Annotated in this window: 21 protein-coding genes; 11 read left to right on the plus strand and 10 right to left on the minus strand. The window is 59.4% G+C overall.

Annotated features, from left to right (window positions below; all coding sequences use genetic code 11):
• Nucleotides 1–29 precede the first annotated feature (29 nt).
• Genes AB6Q56_RS02585 through AB6Q56_RS02595 form a run of 3 tightly spaced genes read right to left on the minus strand, consistent with a single transcriptional unit; the run spans nt 30 to nt 2,398 of the window.
• Entirely contained in the window at nt 30–473 is a 444-nt protein-coding gene (locus AB6Q56_RS02585; RefSeq protein WP_434515633.1) for a hypothetical protein, read from the minus strand.
• A gap of 9 nt (nt 474–482) precedes the next feature.
• Nucleotides 483–905: a DNA polymerase III subunit chi gene (locus AB6Q56_RS02590; RefSeq protein ID WP_434515634.1), complete on the minus strand. Its 423-nt coding sequence runs from the start codon at nt 903–905 to the stop codon at nt 483–485.
• Complete coding sequence (locus AB6Q56_RS02595; RefSeq protein ID WP_434515635.1) at nt 902–2,398, minus strand: leucyl aminopeptidase; 1,497 nt, start codon at nt 2,396–2,398, stop codon at nt 902–904. Before AB6Q56_RS02595 ends, AB6Q56_RS02590 begins: the two co-directional genes overlap by 4 nt.
• Before the next feature lie 71 nt (nt 2,399–2,469).
• Between AB6Q56_RS02595 and lptF the strand changes: the two genes are divergently transcribed.
• Together lptF and lptG are read left to right on the plus strand one after the other, a co-directional pair.
• Nucleotides 2,470–3,552: an LPS export ABC transporter permease LptF gene (lptF, locus tag AB6Q56_RS02600; protein ID WP_434515636.1), complete on the plus strand. Its 1,083-nt coding sequence runs from the start codon at nt 2,470–2,472 to the stop codon at nt 3,550–3,552.
• A complete protein-coding gene (lptG, locus tag AB6Q56_RS02605; RefSeq protein WP_434515637.1) occupies nt 3,552–4,637 on the plus strand; it encodes an LPS export ABC transporter permease LptG in 1,086 nt (361 codons plus the stop codon). Before lptF ends, lptG begins: the two co-directional genes overlap by 1 nt.
• Here the strand turns inward: lptG and AB6Q56_RS02610 are convergent, their stop codons facing one another.
• From AB6Q56_RS02610 to AB6Q56_RS02625, 4 genes are read right to left on the minus strand one after another with little or no spacing between them, the layout of a single operon-like run.
• Entirely contained in the window at nt 4,638–5,051 is a 414-nt protein-coding gene (locus tag AB6Q56_RS02610) for an RDD family protein (RefSeq protein WP_434515638.1), read from the minus strand. It lies immediately after the preceding gene.
• The gene (locus AB6Q56_RS02615) at nt 5,048–5,560 is read right to left on the minus strand and encodes a DUF3106 domain-containing protein (protein WP_434515639.1); all 513 of its coding nucleotides are present in this window, start codon (nt 5,558–5,560) and stop codon (nt 5,048–5,050) included. The genes AB6Q56_RS02610 and AB6Q56_RS02615 overlap by 4 nt, the downstream gene beginning before the upstream one ends.
• The gene (locus tag AB6Q56_RS02620) at nt 5,557–5,940 is read right to left on the minus strand and encodes a DUF3619 family protein (RefSeq protein ID WP_434515640.1); all 384 of its coding nucleotides are present in this window, start codon (nt 5,938–5,940) and stop codon (nt 5,557–5,559) included. The genes AB6Q56_RS02615 and AB6Q56_RS02620 overlap by 4 nt, the downstream gene beginning before the upstream one ends.
• A complete protein-coding gene (locus tag AB6Q56_RS02625; RefSeq protein WP_434515641.1) occupies nt 5,937–6,515 on the minus strand; it encodes an RNA polymerase sigma factor in 579 nt (192 codons plus the stop codon). Before AB6Q56_RS02625 ends, AB6Q56_RS02620 begins: the two co-directional genes overlap by 4 nt.
• Before the next feature lie 102 nt (nt 6,516–6,617).
• Here AB6Q56_RS02625 and ilvB point away from each other — a divergent pair, with 102 nt between their 5' ends.
• From ilvB to AB6Q56_RS02650, 5 genes are all read left to right on the plus strand, one after another.
• A complete protein-coding gene (gene ilvB, locus AB6Q56_RS02630; protein ID WP_434515642.1) occupies nt 6,618–8,318 on the plus strand; it encodes a biosynthetic-type acetolactate synthase large subunit in 1,701 nt (566 codons plus the stop codon).
• Nucleotides 8,319–8,337: 19 nt separating this feature from the next.
• Nucleotides 8,338–8,829, plus strand: a complete 492-nt coding sequence (gene ilvN / locus AB6Q56_RS02635; protein WP_027459068.1) for an acetolactate synthase small subunit — start codon at nt 8,338–8,340, stop codon at nt 8,827–8,829.
• A 24-nt stretch (nt 8,830–8,853) separates the two neighbouring features.
• Nucleotides 8,854–9,870: a ketol-acid reductoisomerase gene (ilvC, locus tag AB6Q56_RS02640; RefSeq protein ID WP_434515643.1), complete on the plus strand. Its 1,017-nt coding sequence runs from the start codon at nt 8,854–8,856 to the stop codon at nt 9,868–9,870.
• Between the two features lie 151 nt (nt 9,871–10,021).
• On the plus strand, nt 10,022–10,774 hold the full coding sequence (gene pssA / locus AB6Q56_RS02645; RefSeq protein ID WP_434515644.1) for a CDP-diacylglycerol--serine O-phosphatidyltransferase: 753 nt from the start codon (nt 10,022–10,024) through the stop codon (nt 10,772–10,774).
• Nucleotides 10,775–10,789: 15 nt separating this feature from the next.
• Nucleotides 10,790–12,331, plus strand: coding sequence for a 2-isopropylmalate synthase (locus tag AB6Q56_RS02650; RefSeq protein WP_434515645.1), 1,542 nt, complete (start codon nt 10,790–10,792; stop codon nt 12,329–12,331).
• 28 nt (nt 12,332–12,359) lie between these two features.
• On the opposite strand, the gene AB6Q56_RS02655 is transcribed toward AB6Q56_RS02650, so the two are convergent.
• On the minus strand, nt 12,360–12,731 hold the full coding sequence (locus tag AB6Q56_RS02655; RefSeq protein WP_434515646.1) for a DUF2069 domain-containing protein: 372 nt from the start codon (nt 12,729–12,731) through the stop codon (nt 12,360–12,362).
• The gene (gene wrbA, locus AB6Q56_RS02660; protein ID WP_434515647.1) at nt 12,728–13,324 is read right to left on the minus strand and encodes an NAD(P)H:quinone oxidoreductase; all 597 of its coding nucleotides are present in this window, start codon (nt 13,322–13,324) and stop codon (nt 12,728–12,730) included. The genes AB6Q56_RS02655 and wrbA overlap by 4 nt, the downstream gene beginning before the upstream one ends.
• A 21-nt stretch (nt 13,325–13,345) precedes the next feature.
• On the opposite strand from wrbA, the gene AB6Q56_RS02665 reads away from it, so the two are divergent.
• Nucleotides 13,346–14,179, plus strand: a complete 834-nt coding sequence (locus tag AB6Q56_RS02665) for a YihY family inner membrane protein (RefSeq protein ID WP_434515648.1) — start codon at nt 13,346–13,348, stop codon at nt 14,177–14,179.
• Here AB6Q56_RS02665 and AB6Q56_RS02670 read toward each other — a convergent pair.
• On the minus strand, nt 14,151–15,665 hold the full coding sequence (locus AB6Q56_RS02670; protein ID WP_434515649.1) for a hypothetical protein: 1,515 nt from the start codon (nt 15,663–15,665) through the stop codon (nt 14,151–14,153). The two genes, AB6Q56_RS02665 and AB6Q56_RS02670, sit on opposite strands and share 29 nt — an antisense overlap.
• A gap of 162 nt (nt 15,666–15,827) precedes the next feature.
• Here AB6Q56_RS02670 and rpsP point away from each other — a divergent pair, with 162 nt between their 5' ends.
• Genes rpsP through trmD form a run of 3 tightly spaced genes read left to right on the plus strand, consistent with a single transcriptional unit; the run spans nt 15,828 to nt 17,365 of the window.
• A complete protein-coding gene (rpsP, locus tag AB6Q56_RS02675) occupies nt 15,828–16,079 on the plus strand; it encodes a 30S ribosomal protein S16 (RefSeq protein WP_150429526.1) in 252 nt (83 codons plus the stop codon).
• 27 nt (nt 16,080–16,106) lie between these two features.
• Nucleotides 16,107–16,604, plus strand: coding sequence for a ribosome maturation factor RimM (gene rimM / locus AB6Q56_RS02680; protein ID WP_434517121.1), 498 nt, complete (start codon nt 16,107–16,109; stop codon nt 16,602–16,604).
• Nucleotides 16,601–17,365 carry a tRNA (guanosine(37)-N1)-methyltransferase TrmD gene (gene trmD, locus AB6Q56_RS02685; RefSeq protein WP_434515650.1) on the plus strand — a complete coding sequence of 255 codons (765 nt, stop codon included), beginning with the start codon at nt 16,601–16,603 and terminating at the stop codon, nt 17,363–17,365. The genes rimM and trmD overlap by 4 nt, the downstream gene beginning before the upstream one ends.
• Nucleotides 17,366–17,385 lie beyond the last annotated feature (20 nt).

Raw genomic sequence — 17,385 nt, forward strand, 5'->3', positions numbered from 1 at the left:
CGGAGCGCTGCCCCGGCTTTGGTTCGATGTCAGTCGCGTTGCGATGCGGCCGCAATCATTTCCTGTTCGGCCAGAAAGTCGCGGACAGTTGCCTCGATGATGCGCGGGAGTTCGGCGGCTAGGCGTTGTTCGACGCGGCGAGCCAATTCACAGGCTAGTTGTTCGCGCAGGTCAGTGTCCACCGGGCCCGGGGTGTGATGGGTTTCTGTCTGCGCTGGCTGGGCGTCGCTTGCACCGAGGACGGGCTCTTCAAGCGTGGAGGCTCCCGCCGCAGCGAGCGCGGCAGCCGGTTGCGACAGCGTAGCCGGGAAGGGGTCAGCTTCGGTAACGAAGGGCGCCTCGTCGACCAGCACCGGAATGTCATCCTCATCGTCGATGCTGTCGGTCAGAATCGGTACGTCGTCGAATTCGGCCTCGGTCTGGCGCTTGCGGTGCATCAGGGCGTCGGCGCGGGCGAGGATGGGGCTGGGCACGGGTATTCCTTAGCGGTCGCTGAGATCGAAGTAGCGGACTTCGTACCCGCGGTCCTTGTAGAACTTGACTCGGTCGCGTGCGGCGCTGCGGTCATCCTCATCCTGGCCAACCACTTCGATCAGGCTCTCGAAGCGCGAGAAGCCGGGCGGGATGTCCCGGCTCAGATTCATCAGGCGCTCATCCTGCGCGATGCTGTCGAGGTTGTCAGTAATCAGGATAGGCGTTTCGGCGGCCAGGGGGGAGTCGGCACGGCAATGCGGCACAAAGCTCAGCGCCGAATGCGTCCACAGCATGCGGTCTATGCTGCCGGCCACCTCTGGCTCCGTCGCGTATACGAGCATCGGCTTTTTCTTGGCGTATGCGCCGCTGAGCAGGGCGCAGGCGGCGGCGATTCGGTCGCTGGAGCCATGGTAGAAGAAAACCTGGGTCAATTGAGCTTGCCCGCGCGTTGCAACAGGTAATGAGTGAGCAGCGGCACGGGGCGTCCGGTGGCGCCCTTGTCGGCGCCCGATTTCCAGGCGGTGCCGGCGATGTCAAGGTGCGCCCAGTCGAATTTCCGGGTGAAGCGCGACAGGAAGCAGGCAGCCGAAATGGCGCCGCCGTAACGCCCGCCGATGTTGGCCATGTCGGCGAAGGGGCTCTTCAGTAACTCCTGGTAATCGTCCCACAGCGGCATGTGCCAGGCGCGGTCGTTGGCTTCGTCGCCAGCGTCCTGAAGGTCGCGTGCGAGGCCATCCTTGTTGGCGAACAGGCCGGTGGCGACGTTGCCCAAGGCGACGACACAGGCGCCGGTCAACGTGGCGACATCGATCAGGGTGTCCGGGTCAAATCGTTCGGCGTAGGTCAGCGCGTCGCACAGAATCAGGCGGCCTTCGGCATCTGTGTTCAGGATTTCGATGGTCTGTCCGGACATCGAAGTGACAATGTCGCCCGGGCGGGTTGCGTTGCCGCCCGGCATGTTCTCGGTGGCCGGTACGATGACGGTCAGGTTGATCGGTAGTGCCATGCGGGCTACAGCCTGCATCGTTCCCAGCACGCTGGCGGCACCGCACATGTCGTATTTCATCTCGTCCATTTCGGCACCGGGTTTCAGCGAAATGCCACCGGTGTCGAAGGTAACGCCCTTGCCGACCAGGACGATCGGTTTTTCGTTGGCTTTGGCGCCCTTGTAGCTCAGCACGATAAGCTTGGGCGGCTGGTGTGAACCGCGGGCAACGGCAAGCAGCGAATGCATGCCCAGTTTTTCCATGTCGTCGCGCTCCAGCACGTCACAGTCAAGCTGGAGGGTCTGGGCCATGGTCCGGGCCTGTTCGGCCAGATAGGCAGGGTGGCAGACGTTGGGCGGCAGGTTGCCAAGAGTCTTGGTCAGGGCGATACCTTCGGCAATGGCCAGACCCTGATGCATGCCTTCTTCGGCCGGTGCCAGTTCGTTGCGGCGTTCGACACTGATGGTCAGCTTGCGCAGGGGGCGGCGAATTTCTTCCTTCTTGCTCTTGAACTGGTCGAACTTGTACGTGGCATCCAGCGCTGCGATCACCGTCTGGCGGACACGCCAGGCAATACTGCGCTTTCTGACCTGCAGTTCGGTCAGGAACAGTGTGGCGTCGAAGGCGCCGGTTTCGTTGAGCACCTTGACGGCGGTACGGATGGCGCTGGCGAATTCCTTTTCGCGAAATTCCTTTTCCTTGCCCAGCCCGACAAGCAGGATGCGGTCGCAGAGGGTGGCCGGCACGTTATGCAACAGCAGTGTGCTGCCAGCCTTGCCTTCCATATCACCACGGCGGACGATATCGGCAAGGTAGCCGCCGGAAGCGTTGTCGAGCAGTTCTGCCGGGAGGGTCAGTTTCCTCGACTCGAAAACACCAACGACGACGCAGGCGCTGCGCTGTTTTTCCGGGCTTCCGCTTTTTATGCTAAATTCCACAAGCTGCTCCTGATCAAGGAAATATCAGTATTCGAGGGATTATCCTCGTATTTTTTCGGTTTCGTCAAAGCATGATATTCGAGCGCGCCGCCCGGCGCGAATTTGCCCAGGCAGCTGCCGGCATCAGCGTTGCGCTGCTGGCTATTCTGACCTCGACCCATTTGATTCGTTTGCTCAAGGAAGCGGCGGGCGGACGCATTGCGCCGGAAGCGGTAGCATCATTGCTGGGTTTCGCGGCGTTGAATTTCATGCCTGTTTTGCTGTCGCTGACGCTTTTTGTGTCTATTTTGCTCAGTTTGTCGCGCGTTTATCGGGATTCCGAGATGGTGGTCTGGTTTTCTGCCGGATTGCCGCTCACCGGCTGGATCATGCCGGTGCTGCGTTTCGCGATACCGATCATTCTGGCGATTGCCGCGGTTTCCGGTTTTCTTGCTCCCTGGGCTAATTCCAGCTCGGCCGAGTACCGTGAGCGCCTTTCCGCGCGCAGCGAACTTTCGCAGGTGTCGCCCGGCGCTTTCAGGGAGGTCAAGAAAGGACAGCGGGTATTTTTCGTGGAGGGCGTAGGTGACGATGGCAGCAATGTCGGCAACGTCTTCGTGGCTTCGTATCAGGAAGGCAAGTTCGGCGTGATCGTATCGGACTCGGGCTTTCAGGAAACAGCCGGAAACGGCGACCGCTTTGTCGTATTGGAGCGTGGACGGCGTTACGAGGTGGAGCCGGGTAGTCCAGCGTTCAAGGTCATGGAGTTCGAACGCTACCGGGCGCGGGTCGAGGACGGTGAGCCAGACTCATCCTCGCCGTCGCCGAAGGGCATGCCGATCACTGAACTGCTTCTCGACGACAGCAATGTCGCGCGCGGCGAACTGCTGTGGCGGATCGGCTTGCCAGTTTCGGCATTGATCCTGTGTCTTCTCGCTATTCCGCTTTCCTATGTGAATCCGCGGGCCGGGCGTTCGGCCAACATGTTGATCGCCATCCTGATCTACGCCATTTACAACAATCTGCTATCGGTGAGTCAGGCTTGGGTGGCGCAAGGCAAGATGTCTTTCTGGGTGGGCGTCTGGGCGGCTCACGTCGCGATGCTCTTGCCGCTGGTGGCGCTTTTCTACAAACGGATCGTTGTGCGCATGCCTTGGCAGCGCTGGGGGCATTGATGTTTCGCCTGAATCTCTATCAGCGCTATCTGATTCGCGAGACATTTGCATCGATATTCCTTGTGCTCGCCGCTTTTCTGGCGCTATTCGCCTTCTTTAACTTCATCGACGAGCTGCGCAGTGTCGGCAAGGTCGGGTACACGGTATTTCACGCTGCCTTGTTCGTTGCGCTGGGTATGCCTGGCCTGATTTACGAATTGATTCCCATCGCGACGCTGATCGGGGCCCTGTATGCCTTGTCCACATTGGCACGTCATTCGGAAATCACCGTTCTGCGAGCCTCCGGGCTCGCCACGAGCGACTTGCTGAAAACCCTATTCAGGGCAGCCTTGCTGTTGGCGTTGTTGACCTTTGTAGTGGGCGAGGCCCTGGTTCCCTTCAGTGAGCGGCTGGGGAGGGAGATCAGGGCCAAGGCGATGAGCACGGTGATTGCCCAAAGCGGTTTTGATAGCGGGCTGTGGGTCAAGGATGGGCGTAGTTTCATCAACATTCGTAATGCAATGCCCGATGCACCCCTGCAAGGCGTCCGTATCTACAAATTCAGCCAGGACAACCAACTCGAGTCGGTGACTGATGCGCGTCAGGCAGAGTTTCAGTTGCCGGATCGATGGGTTTTGCAGGATGTCGTCAAAACCGTTCTGGAGGGAGATTCGGCACGGGTTGAGAGCAGTCCTGATGGCGAGTGGCACTCGAATGTCACGCCGAACCTGTTGGCGGCGTTGATGGTTTCTCCCGAGCGTATGTCGCTGATCGGGCTGTTGAACTACACCCGGCACCTGAGCGACAACAAGCAAAAGACGGAGCGTTACCAGATTGCGCTTTGGAAGAAGTTGCTCTATCCCCTGGCTGCCTTGGTAATGGTCGCGCTCGCGCTACCGTTCGGGTATTCGCACAACCGGGTGGGCGGCGTCAGTTTGAAGATATTTGCCGGCGTCATGCTCGGCATCCTCTTCTATGCGTTGAATGGCCTGTCCTCCAACCTCGGGGCGATCAACTCATGGTCGCCGCTGGTTAGCGCGACGGCACCGTCTGCCCTGTTCCTGCTCGTTGCAATGGGGATGTTGTGGTGGGTCGAGCGCCGCTGATCAGCTGGCGCTAACGATACGGGTACCGGCGATTCGGTCGTGCAGGAACTGCTTGTCCTTGTCCAGTAGAGCCCAGACGATGCCGATTCCCAGAAACAGGATGCTGGGCCAGGCGGCGAGATAGCGCAGGATGGCTTGCAGCGGACGCAACGGCTGGCCGCTTTCGTCGATCAAACGCATTTTCCAGGTTTTCATGGGTAGCGTTTGGCCTCCGTTGAGCCAACACCAGACAAAATAGGCCATCAGTAAAAACAGGACGTGAATCCACAGCCCCTTGGCGCCGATGACCCAGCCAAAACCCGATAGCATGACCTGGGGGAGAAGGAAGCCGATCAGCAAGATCGAAAAAACGACCAATCCTTCATATAGCATGCAGACGAGGCGTCGCCGGAGGCCCGGTAGTTCGGTTGTCATTGGTTTTGTGCGCCGGCGGAATGTGGCACGGGAGGCATGGGCTCAGCGCCGCTTGGCGCAGAGGAGGTGGTTAGTGCCGCGTTTGGGGTCAGCAGCTTCGATGAGCGGCCGGACTCGCGGATGCGCTGTCGCTCCTCGGGGCTAAGGTTCGAATAAGCCTCCCACTTTTGTTTTACGACCTGTTTCTGTTCAGTCGGAAGCTGATTGAAATCTTTGTAGGTGTCGCGAACCTTGTTGCGTTCGGAAGGCGACAGTGAAGCCCATTCCCGCATGCGGTCCTGCATGCGTTGTTGCTCGTCGGGTTTCATTGAGGGGTAGCGCTCGGCAATGCCCAGCCATTTTTTCTTGCGAATGTTCTCCATGCCTTCCCAATTCTTGGCCAGTGGAGCAAGGATGGTTTTTTGCTGGGTGCTCAACTGGTTCCAGCCTGGTTGTGGCGGCGTGCCGATAATCGCCGTTGTCGGCGGCTCGACAGCGATGGCGGCATTCAGACCAAGGGCGAGGATCAATCCTCCGGCGAGTCGTCTAATAGCCATTCGAAGAAATCGTTGTCCAGGAAAGCATCGGGGGGCAGGTCATCGGTGAGCAGTGCGCTATCCACTTCTTCCAGCGCAGTGACGTATTGAACGCTGTGCCAGTAGAAGGAAATCCACATGCCGAGCAACAATGCCGCAATGGCGAGAATCTGCTTCAGATAGGGAACGTGCGAGCCCAAACGGAAGGATGGGCCACCAAAGCCGGCCAAGGCCATTTGAGGGGCGGCCTGTTTTTGCCGGCCCAGCGCCAGATGGCGCGCGGCTTCGAGGCGCCGGGAGGCGGCCGGTGGAATATCCTTCAATCCGTGGTTCAGCGCTTGCCGAACGCGATATGCGTAACGTTCTTCGTTCATAGCTTTATCCCTTTTGCCGACAGGGCGGTTGCTAGCGTGTGGGTGGCACGCGAGCAATGGGTCTTGACACTGCCTTCTGAGCAGCCCATCGCCGCTGCGGTCTCAGCGACGTCCATGTCCTCCCAGTAACGCATGAGGAAGGCTTCGCGTTGACGTGCCGGCAGCTTTTTTATTTCGTCCTCGATCAGGTTGAGGGTTTGTGCCTGCAACAACTTGCTTTCGGGTGTCTTGGGGCCGGCCTCATCCTCGTCGGCAGCGAGCGTTTCGAGCGGGTCGTGGTCGTCGTCCTCGTCCGACGAGAAGGCCGACAGCAAGGTGGTCCACATCGAGCGGACCTTGCTGCGCCGGTAGTAGTCGCGAATTGTGTTTTGCAGGATGCGCTGAAAGAGCATCGGGAACTCATCATCAGGCCGGTCGCCATATTTTTCGGCGAGTTTAAGCATGGCATCCTGCACGATGTCGAGCGCCGCCTCCTCGTCACGGACGGCAAACATCGCTTGCTTGAAGGCTCGGCGCTCAATCGATTCGAGAAAGCAGGAAAGTTGTTGGGGTGATGCCAGGGTTGTCTCTTCCAAAAGGCCTTGAGCGATATGTGGATATGCCAGGAAACCTTGACCGAAAATGGGCGGTCGATTAAGGTTACGCCCTTTTAGGCAACAGCTTTTTTGGGCTCAAGAATGATGATCAGCGGTGCAGAAATTGTAATCAGGTGCCTGCAAGAAGAAAAGGTCGATTATGTGTTCGGTTACCCCGGCGGTTCCGTTCTGCATATTTACGATGCGCTTTTCAAGCAGGAGGACGTCAAGCACATTCTGGTCCGCCATGAGCAGGCTGCTGTCCATGCTGCGGACGCCTATTCGCGCTCTTCGCAGAAGGTCGGGGTCGCGCTGGTGACCTCCGGTCCGGGCGTGACCAACACCGTGACCGGCATTGCCACTGCCTACATGGATTCGATTCCAATGGTCGTGCTGTGTGGCCAGGTGCCGACCCAGTACATCGGCCAGGATGCCTTCCAGGAGTGCGACACCGTCGGCATCACCCGCCCCTGCGTAAAGCACAACTTCCTGGTCAAGGATGTCAAGGATCTGGCGTCGACCATCAAGAAAGCCTTCCACATTGCCTCGACCGGCCGTCCCGGTCCTGTTGTCGTTGACATCCCGAAGGACATCACGGCCCAGGTTTGCGATTTCGACTACCCGAAGTCGGTGCAAATGCGCTCGTACAACCCGGTGGTTAAGGGGCACTTAGGGCAGATCAAGAAGGCCGTGCAGATCCTGCAGGAAGCCAAACGCCCGATCATCTATACCGGCGGTGGCGTGATCCTCTCCGATGCCGCCGAGAAGCTGACCACACTGGCACGCAAGCTGAATTTTCCAGTGACTAACACCCTGATGGGGCTTGGCGGCTATCCGGCAACAGACAAGCAGTTTGTCGGCATGCTGGGTATGCACGGTACCTTCGAAGCCAACAACGCGATGCATTTTGCTGACGTGATCCTGGCCATTGGCGCTCGCTTCGACGATCGCGTGATCGGCAATCCGGAGCATTTCGGCGAAGAGAAGCGCCGTGTCATCCACATCGACGTCGATCCATCGTCGATTTCCAAGCGCGTCAAGGTTGATGTGCCCATCGTCGGCAATGTGAACGATGTCCTCGATGAAATCCTCAAGCTGATCGACGGCGGCTTCACGGCCGATCCCGAAGTGGCCGATTGGTGGAAGCAGATCGACGAGTGGCGCGGTCGCAACTCGCTGGCCTATCGCCAATCCGAGCACATCATGCCGCAGTACGTGGTCGAAAAGCTGTACGAAGTGACCGGCGGCGACGCTTTCGTCACCTCCGACGTCGGCCAGCATCAGATGTTTGCTGCGCAGTACTACAAATTCGACAAGCCGCGTCGCTGGATCAACTCCGGCGGCCTGGGGACCATGGGTGTCGGCCTGCCGTACGGCATGGGCGTCCTGCTCGCCAACCCGGGAGCGCAGGTGGCCTGCGTCACCGGCGAGGGGTCAATCCAGATGTGCATCCAGGAACTGTCGACCTGCAAACAGTACGAGCTGCCGATCAAGATCATCAACCTGAACAACGGCATGCTTGGCATGGTTCGTCAGTGGCAGGAAATGTTCTACTCCAAGCGTTATTCGCAGTCCTACGTCACGTCGCTGCCGGATTTCGTCAAGCTGGCCGAGTCCTACGGGCACGTCGGCATGCGTATCGAGCGACCGGAAGATGTCGAGCCGGCGCTGCGCAAGGCCTTCACGGAGTACAAGGATCGCCTGGTGTTTATGGACTTCATCATTGATCCGGGTGCCAACGTGTTCCCAATGGTGGCAGCGGGCAAGGGCCTGACCGAAATGATCCTCGCCGAAGATATCTGAGCGGGGGAGGAAAAGAAAAATGCGTCATATCATTTCCATCCTGATTGAAAACGAAGCCGGGGCGCTGTCCCGTGTCGCTGGGCTGTTCTCCGCCCGCGGCTACAACATCGAATCGCTGACCGTGGCACCGACGGAAGATCCCTCGTTGTCACGCATGACCATCCTGACCTGGGGTTCCGACGAGGTACTCGAGCAGATCACCAAGCAGCTCAACAAGCTGGTTGATGTCGTCAAGGTGGTCGATCTCTCCGAAGCTGCGCATGTCGAGCGCGAACTGATGCTGATCAAGGTTCGTGCTACCGGCAAGGATCGCGAAGAGATGAAGCGGATGGCCGATATTTTCCGTGGCCGCATCATCGACGTCACGGAGTCGACCTATGTTATCGAGTTGACCGGTGCCAGCTCCAAGCTCGATTCCTTCATTGCCGCGCTCGATGCCGGCCTGATTCTCGAAACCGTCCGTACCGGTGTTTGTGGCATCGGTCGCGGTGATCGTATTCTCAAAGTCTAACTATTTGTCTCTAAAGAGGATTTCATGAAAGTTTATTACGACAAGGACGCCGACCTCTCCCTGATCAAGGGCAAAAAGGTCACCATCGTTGGTTACGGTTCGCAGGGCCATGCCCACGCCCAGAACCTGAAGGATTCCGGCGTCAAGGTCACCGTTGGCCTGCGCAAGGATGGCGCTTCCTGGAAGAAGGCCGAAGCGGCCGGTCTGAAGGTCGAAGAGATCGCCAAGGCCGTCAAGGGCGCCGACGTCGTCATGATCCTGTTGCCGGACGAGAACATTCCGCAGGTGTACAACGAGGAAGTCGCCCCGAACCTGAAGAAGGGCGCTGCCCTGGCCTTCGCCCATGGCTTCAACGTGCATTACAACCAGGTCGTGCCGCGCGCCGACGTGGACGTCATCATGGTCGCGCCGAAGGGCCCGGGCCACACCGTCCGTTCCGAGTACCTGAAGGGTGGCGGCGTACCGTCCCTGATCGCCGTTTACCAGGACAAGTCCGGCAAGGCCAAGGATATCGCCCTCTCCTACGCTGCTGCCAACGGCGGCACCAAGGGCGGTGTCATCGAGACCAACTTCCGCGAAGAAACCGAAACCGACCTGTTCGGCGAGCAAGCCGTGCTGTGCGGGGGCGCCGTCGAACTGGTCAAGATGGGCTTCGAAACCCTGGTTGAAGCTGGCTACGCTCCGGAAATGGCTTACTTCGAGTGTCTGCACGAACTGAAGCTGATCGTCGACCTGATGTACGAAGGCGGCATCGCCAACATGAACTACTCGATCTCGAACAACGCCGAATACGGCGAGTACGTGACCGGTCCGGAAGTCATCAACGAGCAGTCGCGCGTCGCCATGCGCAATGCCCTGAAGCGCATCCAGACCGGCGAGTACGCCAAGATGTTCATCCTCGAAGGTCGTACCAACTATCCTTCGATGACCGCTCGTCGTCGCCTGAATGCGGTTCACCAGATCGAAACGGTCGGTGGCCAGTTGCGCGACATGATGCCGTGGATCAAGAAGAACAAGCTGGTTGACCAGTCCAAGAACTAAATTGGTCTCTAGCTTGGTAGCCACTCTGCGTCTGTGCAGTTGAGGCTGCCCTCGCTTCGGGCGGTGTGGGAAACTGCACCGCCCTTGTTGTTTGCGGATTTCGATGCTTTCCGGGTGTATCCTCTTCGGGTTGCCCGTTCATACAAGCCCCATGACCGAACTCAAACCCCGTAAATCGCTATTCAATCCTGAAGTCAAGCGGCGCGGCATTTACGTGCTGCCCAACCTGTTCACCACGGCGGCACTGTTTGCCGGTTTCTTTGCCATCGTGCAGGCGATGCAGGGCGACTTCGCCCGGGCCGCCATGGCCATTTTCATTGCCATGGTGCTCGATGGGCTGGACGGTCGGGTAGCGCGCTTGACCAATACCCAGTCGGCCTTCGGTGCCGAATACGATTCACTGTCCGACATGGTCAGCTTTGGTGCGGCACCGGCTCTCGTGATGTACGAATGGGCCTTGCGCGACCTGGGTCGGCTGGGCTGGATCGCAGCCTTCATCTACTGCGCCGGTGCGGCGCTGCGTCTGGCGCGCTTCAATACCACGCTGGAGGTGATGGATAAGCGCTATTTCCAAGGGCTTCCATCGCCGGCCGCCGCCGCATTGGTGGCTGGTCTGGTCTGGGTAATGATCGAGACCGGCGTGGCCGGCGGCGATGTACGCTGGTTTGCGTGCGCGCTGACAATCTTTGCCGGCGTGACCATGGTGTCGAATATCCGTTTCTATAGTTTCAAGGATATCAATCTGAAGAAAAGCGTGCCTTTCTTCGTGATTGCGGCCATCGCCCTTGGTTTTGCCCTGGTCGCCTATAGCCCAGAAATCGCGCTGTTCGGTTTCTTCGTCGTGTATGGCCTGTCTGGTTATGTCCAGGCGGCAATCGGCCTGCTCAAGCGCAAGCCCCAGTAATTCCCGGAGTTCTTCATGAAACAGCATCTGGTAATTTTCGATACGACGCTGCGCGACGGCGAACAGAGCCCGGGCGCGTCGATGACCAAGGAAGAGAAGATCCGCGTCGCCCGCCAGCTGGAAAAGATGCGCGTCGATGTGATCGAGGCCGGTTTTGCCGCCGCTTCTCCCGGTGATTTCGATTCGATTCATTCCATTGCCCAGGCGATCAAGGATTCCACGGTCTGCTCGCTGGCCCGCGCCAACGAGAACGATATCGGCCGTGCCGGCGAGGCCATCAAGCCGGCCAAATCGGGGCGTATTCATACCTTCATCGCCACGTCGCCGATCCACATGGAGAAAAAGCTGCGCATGACGCCGGACCAGGTGGTCGAACAGGCCGTCAAGGCTATCGGCTGGGCGCGGCAGTACACCGACGATATCGAGTTTTCGGCCGAGGATGCCGGTCGCTCGGAAATCGATTTCCTGTGCCGTATCTTCGAGGCAGTGATCAAGGCCGGTGCCAAGACCATCAACGTGCCGGATACCGTCGGTTACGCCATTCCCTTCCAGTACGCCGAAACCATGCGCCAGCTGATCGAACGCGTGCCGAATTCGGACAAGGTCGTCTGGTCGGTGCATTGCCACAATGACCTCGGGCTGGCCGTTTCCAACTCGCTGGCCGCCGTGCTGGCCGGCGCGCGCCAGGTCGAATGTACGATCAATGGCCTGGGCGAGCGTGCCGGCAATGCCGCGTTGGAAGAAATCGTCATGGCGGTGCGCACCCGTCCGGACATTTTTCCGGTCGAATCCCGGATCGATACGACGCAGATCGTTCCCGCGTCCAAGCTGGTGTCGCAGATCACCGGCTACCCGGTGCAGCCGAACAAGGCAGTGGTCGGTGCCAATGCCTTCGCGCACGAGTCGGGCATCCATCAGGACGGCGTGCTCAAGCACCGCGAAACCTACGAAATCATGCGTGCCCAGGATGTAGGCTGGAGCCAGAACAAGCTGGTGCTCGGCAAGCACTCCGGGCGGAATGCCTTCAAGACCCGCCTGCAGGAACTGGGCATCGAGTTGGAAAGCGACGAGGTGCTGAATGCTGCCTTCGCCCGTTTCAAGGAACTGGCAGATCGCAAGCACGAGATTTTCGACGAGGACCTGCATGCGCTGGTTTCCGAGGAGGTTGTCACGCCGGACCAGGAGCACTACAAGCTGGTTTATTCGCATGTCTGCTCGGAAACCGGCGAAATGCCTTTCGCCAAGGTGATCCTCAATGTTGGTGGCACTGAGAAGAAGGGCGAAGCCAGCGGCGGCGGTCCGGTCGATGCGACCTTCAAGGCGATCGAAAGCATCGTCGGTAGCGGCGCCGAACTGCTGCTTTACTCGGTCAATGCCATCACCACTGGTACCGACGCGCAGGGCGAGGTGACGACGCGGCTATCCAAGGACGAGCGTATCGTCAATGGCAATGGTGCGGATACCGACATCGTGATCGCGTCGGCCCGTTCCTACCTGAATGCCCTGAACAAGCTGCATTCGTCACTGGATAAGGTCAAGGCTCAGGGCGACGTTTGAGCACTGGGGGCACCGAGCGAAAGCCGCCTCAGTTTGACTGGGCGGCTTTTTCTTTGGTGGGCGCGATGCGCGTGGCCCGGATGTAGAGAACGAGCGCCGCAAAAAGCACAACTGAAAGCAGTGTTTCTCCCGCCGCCAGCCATTGCGACAGGCCGCTGTCGCTGGTAGCCCGTGTCGCTCCTTCCATCAGATAAAACTGGATGAACAGCGACAGCCATTTGTAGGTATAGCGCTTGCCGCGCAGGATGCCGAACAGCGGGAAAAGCAGGAAGGCGCCCTTGAGGATCATCCACGAGCCGCCCGGTTTGAGCGGGGCGAGCCAGCCTTCCCAGGCGAGACAGAGGGCGATCAGCAGGATCAGGCTGGTACTGGCGATGAGTTGATAGCGTTGGGCGTTCACGGGCGATTCAGTTTTTCGGTGAGCAGGGCGAGACGTTTGCCCAGGGCAAAGGCCAGGCGGCTTTCTTCGTTGGATAGCTGTGGGTTGCCGGTGTGTCCGGCGACGTGGCTTGCGCCGTAGGGCGTGCCACCGGTTGCGGTCGATGCCAGTTCGGGTTCGGTAAAAGGCAGGCCCATGACCAGCATGCCGTGATGCAGCAGGGGGAGTGTCATCGAGAGCAAGGTTGCCTCGTTGCCGCCATGCTGGCTGCCGCTCGATGTGAAAACGCAGGCCGGTTTGCCGGTTAGCGTGCCGTTCTGCCAGGCGGCGACGGTGCTGTCCCAGAAATACTTCAGCGGAGCGGCCATGTTGCCGAAGCGAACCGGGCTGCCCAGGGCGAGTGCTGCGCATTCCTGCAGGTCGGAAAGTTCGACGTACGGGGCGCCGGAGTCCGGGATTGCGGGTGCCACCGCTTCGCACACTGCGGATATGCGGGGGACGGTACGCAGCCGGGCCTGCATCCCGGGAACAGCCTCGATGCCATTGGCAATGCGTTCGGCCAGGGCGCGAACCGAGCCGCGATGGCTGTAATAGAGGATGAGAATGTCTTGCATGGTCGGCTATTATACGGCCCCATGCAGAAGCACCTCCGTTCCCGATCGGCCAAAGCCCGCTCCGCCGGCCCGGTCGGCATTTTTCGCCGTTTCCTCAGCGAAAACATGATGCAGACCAGTTCGGCCCTTGCGTTCACGACCCTGATGGCCCTGGTGCCGCTGGTTGCCGTGGTGCTCGCCGTTGCCGGCGCGATTCCCTTTTTCGACGTGCTGGTCGGGCGGCTTGACCTGCTGGTACGTGAAGCCTTGTTGCCCGGCGGCGCGGCAGGGGTCATCGCCGGAAATATCGGAAAGTTCTCCCAAAAGGCGCAGCAGCTCACGCTGGCGGGCATCGGCCTCTTGAGTGTCACGGCCTTCCTGTTGATGAATACCATCGAGCGGGCTTTCAATCATCTATGGCAGGTCAAGCCGCGCCCGTTTCTTGCGCGCATTCGTCTTTACGCTTTTGTGATGATGGTCTGGCCGTTCGTACTTGGTGCGGTTGCCGGGATCATGTCGTTTGCCGTCACCACTTCCCTGGGCTTGTTCGATGAGGCGCTGTGGGTTCGCCGGATGGCGCTGAAGGGCGTTGCCATGCTGCTGCTCGGGCTGTTCTTCTCGTTTCTGTATTACGCGGTTCCCAATGCCGATGTTTCCCGGCGTGCCGCCGTGATCGGCGGGGTGTTCGCGGCACTGGCGTTTTCGGTGATGCAAAAGGGGTTCGAGATGTTCCTGGTCGGTTCGGCCACCCTGAAAAGCATCTACGGGGCTTTTGCGGTGTTTCCGGTGTTTCTCGTCTGGCTCCACCTGTCCTGGGCCGTGGTTCTCTTCGGGGGGCTGATTGTCGCTACGCTGAGCCGTCCGGCGAAACGCTGAAGATTTCCACCGAGCTGGTTTGTTCGCGCAGTTCATCGGCCTGCAGTTCACGAATGCTCAGGTTTTCCTCTTCCTGCAGTACCACGATGTGCCGTGCGCTTTCCCGGATCAGCCCTGGCGGGACTATGAGCGACTGTTTGGGGTGCAGCGGCGGGGTGGCGGGCAGTATCAGCGCGGGAACCTTGCTGGCATCGAGATCGAACGGGTGGGCGATTTCGACCGAGATTGCCTTGGGTGCGAGTAGCTGCAATCCAAGTTCGATATGCTCGGGGTTTTCCGAAATGGCCCAGCGAATGATGCAGATATGCCAGATGCTGGCGCTGTCGGCCTGTTCGTCGCAGGCTTGAAGGGCGACGATGTCACCAACCCGGACGTCGTGGGTTTGTCCGGACATATGCATCAGCGCGTAACCGTCGGGACTCTCGTTGGTGACCATCCACTCGCTCTGTTCGATCCGGGTTTCCGGAGCCTTCATCAGCTGGTAGAGGTTACCCAGGCCAGAACTCAGATGGGCACGATACGATTGCCGTCGGCGAGGGAAGCGTCGCTTGGCAGGGTGGCCCCAGAGCTGGTTCAGGCGAAGCAAAACGCCAGGTCCGGCATGGGTGTCGGCAAATCGGGGTAGGCCGATGTCCTGGGCGGCGATGTCCCTGAGCAATTCGCCTCGGTGCTTGAGAGCCTGTTCGGCCAGCATGTCACAGGAGAAGTACAGCACCTCCGATTCCGGGCTGGGAATGCGGCGGATCAGCGCGTGGGCCGGGAAGTCCTTGTCCGGATCGATCCAGAAGATGCCCCGGGCATCAAGAGGGGGAGTGTCGAGTAGGCCGACATCGGGCGTGCATTTGTCGATATATTCGCTAATGAACTCGAGTTCGTCGGCGGAAAAGGATACAGGTTGGGCAATGGCCGACAGCAAGATGGAGGTATAGATGCGCCGTATGCTTGGTCCGCCATGAGGGCCGGGAAACTCATCCAGACCCAACCGGCGGGCCGTGCGGAAAGCGGCATGTAGTTGCTGCCACAGTCCGAGCGGCATCGGTGAAGCGATCATGTGGGCGATGCGGACCTGCCAGGCAATGGCGTGCATGGCGCGACGCAGCGACATGTGCGGCATGCGGGGAGTGTTGTCGGCCTGGGGGTCGAACAGGTCGGCCAGCGTATTGAAATAGTCTTGGGTTAGCGTTTCCAGAATATCCAGCAGCGTGCGAACCCGTTGCCGAAGCTTGCGGGATATCGGTAGGCTGACTTCGTTCAATCGCGGTAGTTCGGCTTTGGTAATGCGTTCGGCTTGGCTGAAGAGCAGATCAAGCAACTTGAGGCGCTGCGGGCCGGGTATCGGGGTGTCGCGCAGGCAGATGAGTTGGCGATGTAACTGCTCGCCGTCTTCAGCGTTGGAGCGGCCGTGTGCCAATGCGAGCCATTCAAGAATGCCCTTGATGTTGGCTTCCGGCGTGCTGGTTGTGGAGTTGTCCTTGGCTCGGTTCATCGCTGCGGAGAATAACAAATATTTACTTTTCCACCATGGCCGTCTGTCGGCTCCGAGCGGTTTTGCGCTGCTCGGCTTCTCTTTGGCTGCCTAAGTGGCTTGTTTTTCCTTGATAAAGCGCTATAATCTCCGGTCTTTTTTCCAGCTAACGAAAGTATTCTCATGGTTGTTATCCGTCTTGCCCGTGGTGGCGCCAAGAAGCGTCCGTTCTACAACATGGTTGTGACCGATTCCCGTAACCGTCGCGATGGCCGTTTTGTCGAGCGTATCGGCTTCTACAACCCGGTTGCTTCCGGCAATGCCGAAGGTCTGCGTATCGCTACCGATCGCCTTGAGCACTGGCTGAAGAACGGCGCCCAGCTGTCGCCGACCGTTGCTCGCCTGGTCAAGCAAAACGCCGCCAAGGCTGCCTAAGTTATTTTGACTTCGAGCGGCAACGATATCGTGGTGCTGGGTCGGCTGGCCGACCCGTACGGGATTCGGGGCTGGCTCAGGTTGTACCCCTTCGGGGATGATCCGCTGGATTGGTCTGAAATGCCGGTCTGGTGGATTGCCAGGGAAGGCGAGCCGTGGCGTGAGGTCAAGCTGAAAGGTTTGAAGGTTCACGGCGATGGTGTGGTGGTGCTGCTTGATGGCATTGCCGACCGTACGGACGCTGAAACGATGAAAGGGGTGTTGGTCGGTGCGCCGCGCGATGCGTTGCCGGCGACCGACGAAGATGAGTTCTATTGGGGCGATTTGATCGGCCTGGAAGTCGTCAATACCGCAGACGAAAAACTCGGCAAGGTTTCCGGGTTGATCGAAACGGGCGCCAACGATGTGTTGCGTGTCGTTGGTGAAGAAGGGGCCGAGCGCCTGTTGCCGTTTGTCTCGGCAGTGGTGCTGGCGGTGGACAAGGAAGCGGGACTGATCCGCGTGGAGTGGGGCAGCGACTGGTGATCCGGTTCGACTGCGTGACCATCTTCCCGGAGATGTTTGCGGCGGTAACGCAAAGTGGCATCACCCGTCGTGCGCTGGAAGAGCAGCGCTGGGTCTGGCAAGGCTGGAATCCTCGCGATTTCGCTGACAATGCCTGGCGGCGGGTCGATGATCGCCCTTTCGGGGGCGGGCCGGGCATGCTGATGCAGCCGGGGCCGCTGGAGAAGGCGATCGATGCCGCAAAACTGCAGCAGCGCGAGGCGGGGCTGGCGACGAGCCGAGTCATCTACCTCTCGCCGCAAGGTAAGCCACTGACTCATGAGCGGGTCATGCAACTGGCGACCGGCGATGAAGGCTTGATCCTTCTTTGTGGTCGTTATGAAGGGATTGACGAGCGTCTGATCGAGCGCTGTGTTGATGAAGAAGTTTCGATCGGGGATTTTGTGCTCTCCGGTGGCGAATTGCCGGCGATGGTATTGATCGATGCCATCGTCCGCCAGTTGCCTGGGGTGCTCGGAGATGCCGCTTCGGCGGTGGAAGATTCGTTTGTCGGTGGTCTGCTGGATTGTCCGCACTACACCCGCCCGGAGGTTTATGAGGGTGAGGCGGTGCCGGAGGTGTTGATGTCCGGTGACCACAAAAGAATTCGTCGCTGGCGGCTCAAGCAGTCGCTGGCACGAACCCGGAAGCGCCGGCCGGATTTACTGGCGCACCGCGTGTTGAGCGCGGAAGAGACGCAACTCCTCACGGAAATTTCCGGGGAGGAGCAATGCGGTGAGTAGATGTTTATAAATTGAAGGAT

Source organism: Dechloromonas sp. ARDL1 (assembly GCF_051122455.1).
GTDB lineage: Bacteria > Pseudomonadota > Gammaproteobacteria > Burkholderiales > Rhodocyclaceae > Azonexus.